The sequence below is a fragment of the Oryzihumus leptocrescens genome (assembly GCF_006716205.1).
GTDB classification, from domain to species: Bacteria; Actinomycetota; Actinomycetes; order Actinomycetales; family Dermatophilaceae; genus Oryzihumus; species Oryzihumus leptocrescens.
In genome coordinates, this window is the sequence record NZ_VFOQ01000001.1 from 1,375,310 (window position 1) to 1,390,449 (window position 15,140).

At 72.2% G+C, this 15,140-nt stretch carries 11 protein-coding genes; 5 read left to right on the top strand and 6 right to left on the bottom strand.

The features are described from left to right. Window positions 1-105: 105 nt before the first annotated feature. Window positions 106-1,176, bottom strand: coding sequence for a M36 family metallopeptidase (locus tag FB474_RS06610; RefSeq protein ID WP_141787918.1), 1,071 nt, complete (start codon window positions 1,174-1,176; stop codon window positions 106-108). 217 nt (window positions 1,177-1,393) lie between these two features. On the opposite strand from FB474_RS06610, the gene FB474_RS06615 reads away from it, so the two are divergent. Together FB474_RS06615 and FB474_RS06620 are read left to right on the top strand one after the other, a co-directional pair. Next, window positions 1,394-1,987 (top strand): winged helix-turn-helix domain-containing protein, encoded by a 594-nt coding sequence (locus tag FB474_RS06615; RefSeq protein WP_141787919.1) that lies wholly within the window; start codon window positions 1,394-1,396, stop codon window positions 1,985-1,987. A 1-nt stretch (window position 1,988) separates the two neighbouring features. After that, window positions 1,989-3,272: an MFS transporter gene (locus FB474_RS06620; RefSeq protein ID WP_141787920.1), complete on the top strand. Its 1,284-nt coding sequence runs from the start codon at window positions 1,989-1,991 to the stop codon at window positions 3,270-3,272. Here FB474_RS06620 and panB read toward each other — a convergent pair. Next, window positions 3,258-4,127: a 3-methyl-2-oxobutanoate hydroxymethyltransferase gene (gene panB / locus FB474_RS06625; protein ID WP_141787921.1), complete on the bottom strand. Its 870-nt coding sequence runs from the start codon at window positions 4,125-4,127 to the stop codon at window positions 3,258-3,260. The genes FB474_RS06620 and panB overlap by 15 nt on opposite strands. Window positions 4,128-4,176: 49 nt before the next feature. Beyond that, complete coding sequence (locus FB474_RS06630; RefSeq protein WP_141787922.1) at window positions 4,177-5,922, bottom strand: NAD+ synthase; 1,746 nt, start codon at window positions 5,920-5,922, stop codon at window positions 4,177-4,179. Window positions 5,923-6,255: 333 nt separating this feature from the next. On the opposite strand from FB474_RS06630, the gene FB474_RS06635 reads away from it, so the two are divergent. Then, the gene (locus tag FB474_RS06635; protein ID WP_342778099.1) at window positions 6,256-8,508 is read left to right on the top strand and encodes an immune inhibitor A domain-containing protein; all 2,253 of its coding nucleotides are present in this window, start codon (window positions 6,256-6,258) and stop codon (window positions 8,506-8,508) included. Window positions 8,509-8,654: 146 nt separating this feature from the next. Here FB474_RS06635 and FB474_RS06640 read toward each other — a convergent pair whose 3' ends face one another. The 3 genes from FB474_RS06640 to FB474_RS06650 form a co-directional block, all read right to left on the bottom strand. Beyond that, window positions 8,655-9,170: a hypothetical protein gene (locus FB474_RS06640; RefSeq protein WP_141787923.1), complete on the bottom strand. Its 516-nt coding sequence runs from the start codon at window positions 9,168-9,170 to the stop codon at window positions 8,655-8,657. Between the two features lie 81 nt (window positions 9,171-9,251). Beyond that, window positions 9,252-10,040, bottom strand: coding sequence for a thioesterase family protein (locus FB474_RS06645; RefSeq protein WP_141787924.1), 789 nt, complete (start codon window positions 10,038-10,040; stop codon window positions 9,252-9,254). Between the two features lie 71 nt (window positions 10,041-10,111). Then, window positions 10,112-10,396, bottom strand: a complete 285-nt coding sequence (locus FB474_RS06650) for a hypothetical protein (protein WP_141787925.1) — start codon at window positions 10,394-10,396, stop codon at window positions 10,112-10,114. Between the two features lie 186 nt (window positions 10,397-10,582). Between FB474_RS06650 and FB474_RS06655 the strand changes: the two genes are divergently transcribed. Next, the gene (locus FB474_RS06655) at window positions 10,583-13,510 is read left to right on the top strand and encodes a helix-turn-helix transcriptional regulator (protein ID WP_141787926.1); all 2,928 of its coding nucleotides are present in this window, start codon (window positions 10,583-10,585) and stop codon (window positions 13,508-13,510) included. A 39-nt stretch (window positions 13,511-13,549) separates the two neighbouring features. After that, on the top strand, window positions 13,550-15,109 hold the full coding sequence (locus FB474_RS06660; RefSeq protein ID WP_221632457.1) for a phytoene desaturase family protein: 1,560 nt from the start codon (window positions 13,550-13,552) through the stop codon (window positions 15,107-15,109). Window positions 15,110-15,140 lie beyond the last annotated feature (31 nt).

Consider the following 15,140-nt stretch of genomic DNA (forward strand, 5'->3'; position numbering starts at 1 on the left):
ACCGCCGCGACCGCCGCTCCCCAGTGGAGGGCGGCGGTCGCGGACGTGATCCTCGCGGTATTGCGCGCCGTCACCCTGACGGCGTAGGTCACGGGATACGTGGGCTCAGAACGTGATCCCCCGCGCGGCGAAGCGTGCCCGGACCAGGTCCGCGGCCTTCTTGCCGTCCCGGGCCTGGGCCTTGAGCCACGTCGCCTTCGCGGCGGCCGAGAACGAGGTGTCCGGGGCGTAGTCGAACTGGCTGTCGACGAGCGTGGTGTCCCAGGCACGGGTGCCCAGGCCGAGCTGGACGTAGCCCTGGCGGATCTCCCACAGGGCCTGGCTCCAGATCTGCCCGTCGTAGTGCACCTCGCCCTTGCGGTCGGCCACGGTCAGGTTGAGGTCGAAGCGGCGGATGCAGTGCGGCGCGGCGGTGTAGGAGGTGGAGTCCCAGTCCATCGGGCAGGCCTGCTCGGCCCTGACCGGCCAGCCGTACTGCTGGCCGGCGGCCAGCCCGACACTGACGCCGAAGTAGTCGCCCCACGCCTCGCCGATCGAGCCGGCGTCGAGGCTGGTGCCGAAGCCGGGGACCTGCGCGGCGTGCACGGCGTGGCCGTACTCGTGGACGATGACCTCCGCGTCCTCCGCGTCGTCGACCCCGCCCTTGCCGAAGCGCAGGTAGTCGCCCTTGTCGGTCTGGAAGCTGTTGTCGAGGCCGTACTGGTCGATCCGCACGTCCTGGGCGTGCATGTTCACCGGCGGCAGCGTGGACCCGAAGCCCAGCGACTGCAGGTACTCCTGGGCCTGGTTGACCCAGAAGTAGGCCATGACCTGCTCGAAGCGGTCGTCGTGCCGGGTGTAGCTGAACGTGTTGGTCGTGCTGTATGCCGCGGGGCCGGTGTTGGAGCGCACGTTGGCCCACTTGCCCGAGAGGTAGCCCGAGCCGTCGAGGTTGCGCAGGGCCACGGTCGCGTAGGCGCTGGCGGGCACGGCCGCGTCGGAGTCGTTCTGGTCCGTCAGCGACTCGTCGCCGCTGGACTGGACCGGGTTGACCATGAACACGCTGCCGGTGCCGGTGGTGCTGTCGCTGCCCGGCTTGGTCGCCTGGGCCGAGGGGGCGAGGGCGAGCATGGCCAGCAGGGCGCTCGCCGAGACGGCGACGACGGCGGTGGTGCGGGAGGGGCGGGTGGCTCTCATGTCCTGCTCCTGACGTGACGGGGCCGCCGGGGTGAGGCGACCGTCCCGGAACGTAACCCCGGCCGCGCCACCCCGCCACCGGTGAGCGGGGGAGGGGGCGCTCCACCAGGCGGCCGAGCTGGACGTTGCTGCCCCTTCGCCGCCGGTTGAAGGGGCAGCAACGTCCAGCTCGGCGGAATCTATTGCAAGGAGTCTTTCGAAAGAGTACTTTCGATGCATGGTCCACGAGCCCCGCACCCTGACCGACGCCCGCGAGCTGCGCGCGATCGCCCACCCGGTCCGCATGAACATCCTCGAGGCGCTGATGCTCGAGGGGCCGATGACGGCCAGCGAGCTCGGGAAGCGGCTGGGGGAGAGCCCGGCCAACTGCTCGTGGCACCTGCGCAAGCTCGCCGAGCACGGGTTCGTCGCCGAGGCAGAGGGTGGCACGGGGCGCCAGCGCCCCTGGAAGGCCACCCACCGCGGCATGCGGTGGGACGAGGACGAGGGCGCCGCCGAGGCGCTGGTGGCCGGACGGGCCCTGACCCGGGTGGTGCTGGACCGCGAGGTGGACCGTTTCGTGCGGGCACAGGAGCGACGCAGCCAGGAGCCGCAGGAGTGGCGTGACGCGTCCTCCTCGACCCAGTCGATGCTCTGGCTCACCGCCGAGGAGCTCACCGAGATCAACGACCAGGTCGCGGAGCTGCTGCTGTCGAAGATGGACCGGCTCGAGGACCCGAGCCGGCGACCGGAGGGCGCGCGGGTCTGCGCGTTCATGGCATGGGGGATCCCGGCATACCCGCCGGCGGACACCTCCGAGAAGGGGAGCTGACATGCGCAAGGCGTTCTCGCACCACGGTTTCACCCCGCTGTTCGCCGCACTGGCGACCAGCATGCTCGGCGACTCGCTCATGCTCATCGTGCTGAGCATGTGGGTGAAGTCGCTGACCGGCTCAAATGCGATGGCCGGCCTCACCTTCCTCTGCGTGGTCGCCCCGTCACTGGTCGCGCCGGTGTTCGGGATGTATGTCGACCGCGTCCGGCGGCGTCCGCTGCTGATCTGGGGCAACGTGGCCTCGGCGCTGGTGGTGCTGCCGTTGCTGCTCGTCCGTGACGCGAGCCAGGTGTGGCTGGTCTGGGTGGTGGCGTTCCTCTACGGCATCTCCTTCGTCGTGCTGCCGGCCGGAGTCAACGGCCTGCTCAAGGAGCTCCTGCCCGAGGAGCAGCTCGTCGACGCCAACTCCGCGCTGACCACGACCAAGGAGGGCTTCCGGCTCGTAGGGCCGCTCGTGGGCGCGGCGCTGTTCGCCGCGGTCGGTGGGGGAGCGGTCGCTGCCCTGGACGCCCTCTCCTTCCTCGTCGCCGCGCTCGTCATCGCCCGCGTCCGGGTGGGCGAGGCGACGCCGGAGCGCGGAGAGCAGCACTGGCGGCACGAGATGACGGAGGGGATGCGCCACCTGTGGCGGGAGCCGGTGCTGCGGCACATCCTCGTCGCGCTGGCCCTGACCGTCACCGTGCTCGGGTTCAGCGAGTCGACCGTCTTCGCGGTCATCGACGCCTTCGGCAAGCCGGTGGAGTTCGTGGGCGTGGTCCTCACGGTGCAGGGCGTCGGCGCCGTCGTCGGCGGCCTGACCGCGCCGAGGGTGGTGCGCCGGACGAGCGAGGCCGGGGCCCTCACCCTGGCCCTCGTCGCCCTGGCAGCCGGCCAGGCCGGGGTCGCCCTGGCCCCGTCCCTGGGGGTGGTGATGGTGTCGGTGGTGGCGCTCGGCTGGTCCATCCCCGTGGTCCTGATCGGCTTCACCACGCTGATGCAGCGGCGCACACCGGGCCGGCTCATGGGCCGGGTCTCCACGGCCACGGAGGCCGTCCTCGGCACGCCGCAGACCATGGGCATCGCGCTCGGCGCCGCGCTGGTCAGCCTCGTCAGCTACCGCGCCATCTTCACCACGATGGCGGTCGTGACCCTCGCCTCGGTGGCCTACCTGGCGATCACGTTGCGCCGCAGCCTGTTCCGGCCGGAGCCGGCACTGGATACGGCGCCGGAGACGACGACGCCCACCCACACCGTCGTGCCGGCGGGCGTGGGCGTCGAGGTCACGAGCTCAGTGCTGGAATGAGTGCTCCGCATCCGGGAAGGTGCCCTTGGCGACGTCGTCCGCGTAGGCGCGGGCGGCGTCGCTGAGCACCGTGCGCAGGTCGGCGTAGCGCTTGACGAAACGCGGCGCCTTGCCACCCCGCAGTCCGGCCATGTCCTGCCACACCAGAACCTGCGCGTCGCACTCGGCGCCGGCGCCGATGCCGATGGTGGGGATGTGCAGCACCTCGGTCACCCGCGCGGCCACCTCGGCGGGCACCATCTCCATGACGATCGAGAAGGCGCCGGCCTTCTCCAGCTCGCAGGCGTCCTGCACCAGGGTGTCGGCGCTGTCGCCACGGCCCTGGACCCGGTAGCCGCCGAGGGCGTGCTCGCTCTGCGGGGTGAACCCGACGTGGGCCATGACCGGGATGCCGGCCTGGGTGAGCAGCTCGACGGCCGGCACGACGTGCTTGCCGCCCTCGAGCTTGACCGCGTGGGCCAGCCCCTCCTTCATGAACCGGGTCGCGGTCTCCAGTGCCTGCTGGGGGCTGCCCTGGTAGGACCCGAAGGGCAGGTCGGCCACGACGAGGGAGTGCCGGGCGGCACGGGCGACCGCGCGCACCAGCGGGATGAGCTCGTCCACCGTGACCGGCAGCGTCGTCTCGTAGCCGTAGACGTTGTTGCCGGCGGAGTCGCCGACCAACAGCACGGGGATGCCGGCCGCGTCGAAGATCTCCGCGGCGTACTGGTCGTAGGCCGTGAGCATCGCCCAGCGCTCGCCGCGCTCCTTCATCGCCTGCAGGTGCGGGATGCGGATGCGCTTGAGGGCGGTCGCGCCCGGGGCCGGGTCGCCGGAGGTGCCGGGGCCGGTGCCGTAGGGGGCTTGCTCGCTCATCGACCAGACTCCTTGCTGCGGGGGGATGCGGGGGTGGTCAGGCTAGAGGTCACGAGTCCTGCTCCCGCCACCGGCTGGTGATCGGCAGGCGGCGGTCGCGGCCGAAGGCCAGGGCCGTGATCTTCGTGCCCGGGGCGAACTGGCGCCGCTTCCACTCCGCGCGGTCCACCAGGGAGACGACCTTGTCGACGACCTCCGTGGGGTAGCCGTCGGCGATGAGCTGGGCCCGGCCCTCGGCGCCCTCGACGTAGCGGTCGAGGATCGCGTCGAGCAGGTCGTAGGGCGGCAGCGAGTCCTGGTCGACCTGGCCCGGGCGCAGCTCGGCCGAGGGCGCCTTGGTGATGGTGTTCTCCGGGATCGGCGGCTTCTCGCCCCGGCGCAGCGCCTCGGCGTTGCGCCACCGGGCCAGCTCCCAGACCAGCGTCTTGGGCACGTCCTTGATCGGCGCGAAGCCCCCCACGCTGTCGCCGTAGATGGTCGAGTAGCCCACGGACAGCTCGCTCTTGTTGCTGTTGGCCAGGACCAGGTGGCCCTCCTGGTTGGACAGGCCCATCCAGACCAGGGCGCGCACCCGCGCCTGGAGGTTCTCCTCGGCCACCCCGCTGAGCTTCACGTTGTCGAGGAACGCGCTGACCATCGGCTCGATCGGGATGACCCGGTAGTCGAGGCCGAGGTTGGCGGCCAGCTCGGCCGCGTCGTCCCGGGAGTGCTGGCTGGAGTACTTGCTCGGGTTGCTCACCCCGACGACGTTCTCGCCGCCGATCGCGTCGGCCGCGATGGTCGCCACGAGCGTGGAGTCGATGCCACCGGAGACCCCGAGCAGGACCGAGCGGAAGCCGTTCTTGCGCACGTAGTCGCGCAGGCCCAGCGTCAGGGCGTGGTAGACCTCGCCCACCGGGTCCAGCCGCGGCGGCAGGGAGACCGGCGCCGGCTCGTAGGGCTCGACGGGGGTCTCGGACAGGACCACGTGCTGCACGCCGGCGGGCAGGCCCGCCAGCGGGTCGACCGTGCTCTCCTCGAGGTCGAGGTCGACGACCAGCAGCTGCTCCTCGAACTGCCGGCCCCGGGCGAGGACCTGTCCGGTGGCGCTGACCACGACCGAGTCGCCGTCGAAGACCAGGTCGTCCTGGCCGCCGACCAGGTTGAGGTAGGCCAGGGTGCAGCCGGCCTGGGCCGCGCGCCGGGAGGCCAGCTCCAGCCGGGTGTCGTCCTTGTCCTGCTCGTACGGCGAGCCGTTGATGACGAGCAGCAGCTCGGCGCCGGCGTCCCGGGTCAGCGAGACCGGCCCGCCCTCCTGCCACAGGTCCTCGCAGATGGCGATGGCCACGTCGATGTCGCCGACGCGCACGACCGTGAGGTCCCGGCCGGGGGCGAAGATCCGCGCCTCGTCGAAGACGCCGTAGTTCGGCAGGTGGTGCTTGGCATACCGGGCCCTGACCTGCCCCTGGTGCAGCACGGCGGCGCAGTTCTGCGGCAGGTCCCGGCCGGGGTCGCTGTCGCTGTAGCCCTCCGGGACCCGGTCCAGGTAGCCGACCACGACCGGCAGGTCGCCCAGCCCGTCGGCGGCGAGGTCGCGGGCCAGCTGCTCGACGGCAGCCCGCGAGGCGTCGACGAACGAGCGCCGCAGGGCGAGGTCCTCCACCGGGTAGCCGGTCACCATCATCTCGGGGAAGGCGACCAGGTGCGCGCCCTCCGTGCGGGCCCTCGCGGTCCAGTCCCGCACCGCCCGCGTGTTGCCGGGGAGGTCCCCCACGGTGGCATTGACCTGGGCCAGGGCCAGTCGCATCTGCGCCATGGCTGGAGCCTAGTGCGAGCCCGTGGGGCGCAGTGCGGAGCCCGACCCGCGGCGCCCTACGGCGACGTGCTGCGTCGGGCACCGGCGGTGCCATCGGCTGCCCTCTCCGGTCTCCGCGGTCATCATGGCCTGCGCGGAGCTGCGGATGTCTTCGTCGTGGACGGCGTCTGACCGTTTGCTGACCAAATCTTGAGGAATCATTTGTGTGATTCCTGTCCTGTGGCTGTGTCTCTCGTGTGAGAGTCCCCAATTGTGCGTCCAGAACAGCGCGCACGTATGTGGGGACTCCCAGGAGGATTTGTGAGACGACGCAGTTGGAGTGTCCTGTCGGGGGTGGCTGTCGCCGCCGTCGCCATGGCCACCGTGCAGGCACCCGCGCAGGCGATCCCGGCGCAGGCCGACCCCGAGCCGCAGAGCTCGACCCACCAGCAGGACAACCTCAGCAGCCCCATGGGGGAGAAGCAGCAGACGCTGCGCGAGGAGGCGGTCAAGCAGCTCGTCAAGGGCGAGGCGACCGTCGAGACCCGCAACGGCCACCGGGTCATCCGGGTGCCCAAGGGCAAGCACGGCAAGAAGGACAAGTTCGTCCAGTACGACGTCAACCGTGAGGAGTCGATCTTCACGGTGCTGACCGACTTCGGCACGCAGGTCAGCCCGACCTACGGCGGGACGGCCGGCCCGGTGCACAACACCATCCCCTCGCCCGACCGGGTGTGGGACGGCAACAGCACCGACGACAACTCGACGTACTGGTCCAAGGACTTCAACCGCCAGCACTACCTGGACATGATGTTCGGGGACACGAACTCCTTCAAGGACTTCTACACCAAGCAGTCCAACGGCCGGTTCCTCGCCAAGGGCGACGTCAGCGACTGGGTCCAGGTCCCCTACAACGAGGCCCGCTACGGCGGCAAGAACAACGCCGACGGCTACTGGAACTACATCAAGGACACCGCGCAGGCGTGGTACGCCGACCAGGTCAAGCAGGGCAAGACCCCCGACCAGATCAAGGCGTACCTGAGCCAGTTCGACAAGATCGACCGGTACGACTACGACGGCGACGGCAACTTCAACGAGCCCGACGGCTACATCGACCACTTCCAGGCGATCCACGCCGGTGAGGGCGAGGAGGCCGGCGGCGGGGCCCAGGGCACCGACGCCATCTGGTCGCACCGCTGGTACGCGTTCTCCAACAACGCCGGCAAGACCGGCCCGTCCGGCAACCTGCTCGGCGGTGTGCCGCTGGGTGACTCCGGCATCTGGATCGGCGACTACACCACGGAGCCGGAGAACGGCGGCCTCGGTGTCTTCGCCCACGAGTTCGGCCACGACCTCGGCCTGCCGGACCTCTACGACACCGCCGGCGGTGACAACGGCACCGGCTTCTGGACCATCATGAGCGGCGGCTCGTGGCTCAACGACGGCACCGACTCGATCGGCACCAAGCCGGGCTACGAGGCGGCGTGGGAGAAGCTGCAGCTCGGCTGGCTGGACTACCAGAAGGTCGACTACGGCAAGAACACCAAGGTCAAGCTCGGCCCGTCCGACCGTGACGGCAAGACGACGCCGCAGGCGATCCTGGTCAACCTGCCGGACAAGAACGTCCACACCGCCTACAACACGCCGCACTCGGGTGCGACCGAGTGGTGGGGTGGCTCGGCGGACAACCTCAACACCACGCTGACCCGCACCATCGACCTGACCTCCGCGACGACCGCGTCGCTGAGCACGGCCGCGTGGTACGACATCGAGGAGGGCTACGACTTCCTCTACGGCGAGGTGTCCACCGACGGCGGCGCCACCTGGGCCGACGCCGGCGCGCCGGTCACCGGCACCAGCGCCGACTGGACCTCGCTGAGCTATGACCTCTCGAAGTGGGCGGGCCAGAAGATCCAGTTCCGCTTCCGCTACGCCACCGACGGCGGCGTGCACCAGAAGGGCCCGTTCCTGGACGACGTCGTCGTCTCCGCGAACGGCCTGCCGGTGCTCACCGACGACGTGGAGAACGGCGACAACGGCTGGACCGCCAACGGGTTCACCCGCATGGGTGGCTCCACCGACGCCAGCGTCCCGCAGTTCTACCTCGCGGAGAACCGCACCTACCAGGGCTACGACGCCACGCTGAAGACGGGTCCGTACAACTTCGGCTACGGCAACACCCGCCCCGACTGGGTCGAGCGCTTCCCCTACCAGAACGGCCTGCTCGTCAGCTACGTCGACGGTGAGTTCGAGGACAACAACACCTCGGTGCACCCCGGCCACGGCCAGGTGCTGCAGGTCGACGCCCGACCCGACCCGGTCCGGTTCGCCGACGGCGTCAAGCTGGGCAACCGGCGCCAGCCGTGGGACGCCACCTTCGGCCAGGAGGCGACCGACGAGGTCACGTTCCACCGCAAGGGCGTCCCAGTGACGATCAAGCCGCAGGCGGCGATGCCGACCTTCGACGACTCCGACCCGATGCGCTACTGGTCCGCGGACAACCCGTGGAGCTCGGTGCAGGTGGCCGGCACGGGCACCCGCATGACGGTGGCCGACACCAGCAGCAACGGTGACGACATGACCGTCTGGGTGACCTTCGCGAAGTAGGCGTCACACCAACGCCACTGGCCCCCGGGGTTTCTCCCCGGGGGCCAGTGTCATGTGTCGGTATGCCGTGCGGCTGCTGGCCGCCGGCCGGTTCCGGCCGCGCCGGTGCCCTCACAGCCCCTGGGGTCTGGCGGGCAGGTGCGGCCCTAGGGGAAAAGCGGGATGAGCGGCCCGTGGGTCGTGGCGCTCGGGCTCGGCGACGGCGACGGGTGGGTGGTCGGCCGCGGCGCGGGCGCGGTGGTCGGCTCGGCGGAGTGGCTGCTCGGGGCCTCGGGAGTCGCCTGGTGGGTGTGCCGGGTCGTGGCCACCGTCGTGGTCGGGATCGTGGTCGGTGTCGGCCGGTGGTGCTTCGGCCGTGTCGGCGCCGTCGTGGAGGTGCGGCTGACCGGGACGGGGACAGGGGAGAAGCGCGCGGTCTCCGCGGTGTGCGGGCGCGTGAGGGCGACGACGGCAGCGCCGCCGATGGCGCCGCCGAGCAGGCTCACGACGAGGACGCATGCCAGCTTGCCCTGGGGCGTGAGCATCCAGCCCGGGATGGCGACCGAGGACGCGCTCGGCAGGCGCAGCCGCGTCAGGTCCGGGACCCGGATCGGTGACCCGGCCGGGACCCTGATCCGGGAGAGGGAGGGCAGCCGAAGGCGCGACCAGCTTGGAACCTGCACGAGAGAACCCCTGTCATCCACCGTGATGTGCGTCGCGTGAGTATGTCGCGTTTGCGGTGGTTCGTCCCACTCGGGGTCGGCTCAGCCCCTGCGGCCCACCACGAGGTTCTGGCCGACGTGCCCGACCACCCCGGCCCGGTCGTGCAGCGTGGTCAGGGTCAGGCCGGTGCCCGTGCCGGCCAGCCGGGTCCGGGCGTCCAGCAGCAGCCAGTCGGGGGCCATCGGGCGCAGCAGTTGCACGTCGAGGCTGACGTTGACGAAGGACCAGTCACTCCAGTCGAGCTCGGCGGACACGCCGCTGCCGGAGTCCCCGATCAGGACGGCGCGTTGCAGGCCGGTCGGCTCCTCGTCGGGGACGAGCGGCACCAGTGGGCGGGCCCACACCTGGGCCGGTCCGGGCTGGGTCGTGGAGCCGAGGATGACGCGCCAGTCGAAGTGCTCGATGTAGGGGAAGTGCCACACCTCGAACGGGGCCAGGTCCTCGGGGCCGGGCAGGCCGGACTCCGGTCCGGGCACCACGGGGGTGGCGCCCTCGGTGTCGCGGCGGACCAGCCACACGCTGCCCCGCAGCGCGGTGCGGCCGTCCTGCTCGAGGTGGACGTCCACGAGGGTGACGCTGCGCCCGGCCCGCACGACCTCCCCGCTGACGCGGACCGGGTCGGTCGTGACCGGTCCGAAGAAGTCCAGGCTCACCCGCAGCGCGTCCACCGGTCCCTCGGCCGCGGCCGCCCCGCGCCGCTCGGCCTCCCGGACCACGAGCGCCGACGGCGGGCCCCCGTGCTGCATCGTCGGGGCCCAGGGCCCGACCGTCGCCCGGGTGGGCTGCCAGGTGTGCTGGTCGTCGGTGGGGGTGAAGAACGAGTCGGCCACGAGCCGATGTTACCCACGGGTAGCCTCGGTGCCGACCCCTCGTCCGGATCTGGTCCGATGTCGTGACCGGCTCAGACCGCGTGCGGGAGGTGGAAGCGGTGGCTGCGGGCGCTGACCGCGATGGTCGTGACGGCGCCGGCCACCGCGATCCCGCCGAGTGCCCCGAGGGCGACCTGGCCGGGCTGCACCCCCTGCTCGGGCACCTCTACGGTCCTGGTGATGAAGACGACGCCCCGGGGGTGGTCTGGCGGGTCCGGCGGCGGCATGGCCCCTGCAGGCGCGGCGAGCAGCAGCCCGCCGAGGGTGGCGGTTGCGGCACCGGCCGCGACCTTGGCGATAAGCGATGTCTTGGTCATCTCGGTCCTCCTCAGGTGGTGGTGCTGGTTCGACTGTCGCGTGCGCACAGCGGCCGAACATCGGGGGTGACCCCTTAGATCCGCTCACGCACCCCTCAGAGCCGGTGGGCCCACCACCCTGCGCCGGCCGGATTTGCGCCAGAACGCGTAGGAAGTTCCTGCCCCGGCCGGGGCAGACTGCGAGAGGTGGGGACACGGCTGGAGACCCCGGTCGTCGCGGGGCGGGTGTCCGAGCTAGAGGTGCTGCGCGGCTGCCTTGAGCGTGCGCGCACCGGGGGGCCGCACGCCGTGGTGGTGCGCGGTGAAGCGGGGGTGGGCAAGACCCACCTCGTCGAGGCCGCGTGCCGAGGGTCGGGTTCGGGGCGGGCGATCCTGTGGGGCCGGTGCATGCGGTTCGGCGAGGCTGCGGTCCCAGGCGCCCCGGTTCTGGGAGCCCTGGAGGCGTGGCTGGTCGGGGCCGGCCGGGAGGAACAGGACCGGGTCCTGGCCGGGGCGGAGGACCTGGCCGAGGTCCTGCCGGCTCTGGGTCGCTCGTCCGGACGGCTGCCGGAAGGCCGGCTGCTGCCCTTGCTGGAGACGGCGTTGTCCCGGGTGTGGCTGCGCGCGCCGGCGGTGTTGGTCGTCGACGACGTGCACTGGGCGGACGGGACGTCTCTCGACCTGGTGGCACACATCCTGACCGGCTTCTCCCGGCAGCCGTTGGCCGTGCTGCTCACCTGCCGTGATGAAGTGCCTGACGGGCACCGGATCCGCGAGTGGCTGGCGGACGTCCGCAGGCTGCCGCCGGTCACCGAGCTGCGCCTGTCCCGGCTGTCCGAGGCCGAGACCGGGGAACAGCTCACGGCCCTGCTCGGCCGTGACCCCGGCGAGCCCCTTGTGCGCACGGTCTTCGAGCGCTCGGGGGGCAACCCGTACGTGACCGAGCTGCTCACCCGAGGGCTGCCGGCGGAGGCGCAGGAGCTGCCGCCCGGTCTGCCCGAGGAGCTGCGGGAGGCGCTGGCGGCAACGGCGTTGCGGCTCTCGCCGGGCACCGTGGAGCTGCTGCGGATCGTCGCGGTGGCCGGCCGACCCATGGGCTGGCACCAGCTCGTCTCGGTCGGCTCGGTTCGCGGCATGCCGGAGGACGCGGTAGCCCGCGCAGTGCACGAGGCGCTGGACGCGGGGGTGCTGCGGATCGGGGTCGGGCACGGGTGCTGGTTCCGGCACCCCCTGCTCGCCGAGGTGCTCTACGACGGCTTCGTCCCGGGGGAGGCGGCCGCGTGGCACCGCGCTGTCGCGACGGTCGTGAGCGAGCCCTCGGACCGAGCCTTGCACCTGGAGCGCGCGGGCCAGCCCGAGGAGGCTTTCGGCGCATCGGTGGAGGCAGCGGACCAGGCCAACCGGGTCCACGCGTTTGCCGAGGAGAGCGCCAACCTGCAGCGGGCGCTGCGCCTGTGGCCAGAGGTCCGTATCGCGCTGCGCCGCCGCGCCGGGGACCGGCGCGAGCTTCTCGTCCGGCTGAGCCGGGCAGCCCACCGCGCGGGCGAGATGGACACCGCGGTGCGCACCCTGGACCAGGCCCTGGTGATGACCGACCGTGAACGCGAGCCCCTCGAGGCGTGCCGCCTCCTGCAGGAGCGCTACTACCTGTGGGTGGCCAGCACCGCCCAGACATCCGGGTCCGGCGACCCGGACGAAGCAGTACGGCTGAGCTCCGAGCATCCGGGTTCACCGGAGCACGCAGAGGCGCTCGCAGCCAAGGCGTTCCAGCTCCACTGGGCCGGCGACCCGCGGGCGCTCGCGACCGCCGAGCGGTCGGTCGCGGCCGCGACACGTTCCGGCTCGGAGCAGGCGCTGGCGCGTGCCCTGTTGACCCGGTCCATCGCCGGCCTCGGCAGGCCTGCTGCCCTGGCCGACGCGCGGGAGGCGTGGCAGGTCGCCGTCCGGGGTGACGACGTGGTGCTCCTGGAGCACGCGTGTCTCCAGCTGTCCAACTGCATGGACGCGCTGGGCATGTTGAGGGAGGCCGGGTGGGCCAACGCCGAGGCGCTGCGCCTGCTCAGTGAGCGGGGGGCCGGGCAGCTCGGGGCGTTCCTGGCCAGCATCGGAGCCGGGCAGCTGCTCACGGTCGGTGAGTGGGAACCGGCCCGAGCGCTGCTGCGCGACGCGCTCGCCCTGCGGGGGTGGGATCCAGTGGCGCGATGGCCCGGCTCGTCGCCGCGCTGCTCGCGGTCCGGGAAGGAGCGCCCGGGCAGGCGCGTCAACACCTGCGCCGCGCCGAGGAGCTCGTGCCCGAGCATGCCACCCTGCCCGGCATGCCGTTCGCACGGGTCGCGGCCGAGCTGTGCCTGGCAACAGGCGAGCCGCAGAAGGCGTTCGATGTCGTGGCTGCCGCGCTTCCCGTGCATGCCGAGGCGGACCCACGGGCAGTCGAGGAGCTCCTCGTCCAGGGCTCGCTCGCGTCTGCGGCGCTGGCCCAGCAGGCTCGCGACCGCCGGGACCCCGAGGCACTGCGGCAAGTGCGTTCGAACCTTCAGGCGCTCGACCTGGCCGCCCGTGGGGTGCCGCCACCCGGTGCCCCGGCCGCGGGCGACCCGGTGTACGCCGCCTGGCAGGCGTTGCGGCTGGCGGCGGCTGCCGCCTGTCACGGATCGGTGCGTCAGGCCGACCTGTGGGCCGATGCCGCGGACGCCTGTGCGGCGGCAGACCTGCCCTGGGAGAGGGCCCGGGCGCGCCTGGAACAGGCACGCAGCGGTCTGGCCCGCGGCGCGGCCAGGCGGCAGGTGGCCGAGCCTCTGCGCGAGGCCGCCGTGCTGGCGGCATCCCTGGGGGCTCAACCGCTGCAGCGAGAGGTCGTCGAGTGCTCGGCGCTGGCCCGGCTGCCCATCGCTGTCCCGGCCACGGTCGACCGGGACAGGGCCCGACGGGCCGTTGGGTGTGCTCACCCACCGGGAGCGCGAGGTGCTTGCCCACCTCGCCGCAGGACGGTCGTACGCAGAAGTGGCGCGGGCTCTGGTCATCAGCGAGAAGACGGTGAGCGTCCACGTCTCCAACATCCTGCGCAAGACGACCACGGCCAACCGGTTCGAGGCAGCGTCCCTGGCTCGCCGGCACGGGCTCCGACCCGCGGACTGAGGCAGCGCCGTCAGCCCGGGAAGGCCTAGGGTCGCGATCGTGAGCTACGACGACGTGATCATCGGGGCGGGGCACAACGGGCTGACGGCCGCGGCATACCTCGCCCGCGCCGGCCGGAAGGTGCTCGTGCTGGAGCGGGCCGACCACGTGGGGGGTGCCGCCGTCTCGGCGCGCGCCTTCCCCGGGGTCGACGCCCACCTGTCGCGCTACTCCTACCTGGTCTCGCTCCTGCCGCGGCAGATCATCGCCGACCTCGGCCTGGACCTGGACCTGGTGCGGCGCCGGTTCTCCTCCTTCACGCCGGTGCCGACCGCCCCCGAGCGCGGCCTGCTGGTCGACAACGGTGACGAGGCGGCGACCAGGGCGGCGTTCCGCACGCTGACCGGCTCAGACGCCGAACACGAGCAGTGGCAACGGTTCTACGGCCGGATGCACCACCTGGCGCAGCGGATGTTCCCGACCGTCCTGGAGCCGCTGCGCTCGGCGGATGACGTGCGCGCCCTCGTCGCGGACGACGAGCTGTGGTCCGCGGTCGTCGAGCGCCCGCTGGGCGAGGTCCTGCGCGACACCTTCGCGGACGACACGGTGCGCGGCATCGTCGCCACCGACGCGCTGATCGGCACCTTCGCCGACCTCGACGAGGCGTCCCTGGCCCAGAACCGCTGCTTCCTCTACCACCTCATCGGTGGCGGCACGGGGGACTGGGACGTCCCGGTCGGCGGCATGGGCGCGGTCACCGGCGCGCTGGCCCGGGCGGCCTCCGACGCCGGGGCCACGCTCACCACCAGCGCCGACGTCGTGGCGCTGGACCCCGACGGCACGGTCACCTGGCAGGGGGCCGACGGCCGCGAGCATGAGGTCACCGCCTCGGGCTCGGTCCTGGCCAACGTCGCCCCCGTGGTCCTCAACCGGCTGCTGGCCGCGACCGGGGCTGCGCCGGTGGAGACCGAGGAGGCGCCCGAGGGCTCCCAGCTGAAGGTCAACATGCTGCTGTCGCGGCTGCCCCGGCTGCGCGACGGGGCCGTCGACCCCGCCGGCGCCTTCGCGGGGACGTTCCACATCAACGAGGGCTGGGAGCAGCTCCAGCAGACGTATGCCGCGGCCGCACGCGGCGAGGTGCCGCAGCTGCCGCCGTGCGAGATCTACTGCCACAGCCTGTCCGACCGCAGCATCCTCGGCGCCGAGCTCGCCGCCAGCGACGCCCAGACCCTGACCCTCTTCGGGCTGCACATGCCGGCCCGCCTGTTCCGCGAGGACAACGACGCGCGCCGCGAGGAGGCTCTCGCGGCGACCCTGCGCTCGCTCAACTCCGTCCTCGCCGAGCCGATCGAGGACGTCCTGCTGCGCGACGGGGAGGGCAACCCGTGCCTGGAGGCGCGAACCCCGCTGGATCTCGAGGCCGACCTGGGCCTGCCGGCGGGCAACATCTTCCACCGCTCGCTGCAGTGGCCCTGGGCTGAGGCTGACGGTGAGGTGGGCACCTGGGGCGTGGAGACGGCATACGGCAAGGTGCTGCTCGCGGGGGCCGGTGCCCGCCGTGGCGGTGGGGTCAGCGGGATCCCGGGCCACAACGCGGCGCAGGCCGTCCTGGCGCGCTGAGCCGCCGGCCGTGTCCGTAACACATCGGAAA

Coding starts and splice junctions, on each gene's coding strand:
- FB474_RS06610 (WP_141787918.1), bottom strand. CDS start 1,176: ATGAGAGCCACCCGCCCCTCCCGCACCACCGCCGTCGTCGCCGTCTCG.
- FB474_RS06615 (WP_141787919.1), top strand. CDS start 1,394: ATGGTCCACGAGCCCCGCACCCTGACCGACGCCCGCGAGCTGCGCGCG.
- FB474_RS06620 (WP_141787920.1), top strand. CDS start 1,989: ATGCGCAAGGCGTTCTCGCACCACGGTTTCACCCCGCTGTTCGCCGCA.
- panB (WP_141787921.1), bottom strand. CDS start 4,127: ATGAGCGAGCAAGCCCCCTACGGCACCGGCCCCGGCACCTCCGGCGAC.
- FB474_RS06630 (WP_141787922.1), bottom strand. CDS start 5,922: ATGGCGCAGATGCGACTGGCCCTGGCCCAGGTCAATGCCACCGTGGGG.
- FB474_RS06650 (WP_141787925.1), bottom strand. CDS start 10,396: ATGACCAAGACATCGCTTATCGCCAAGGTCGCGGCCGGTGCCGCAACC.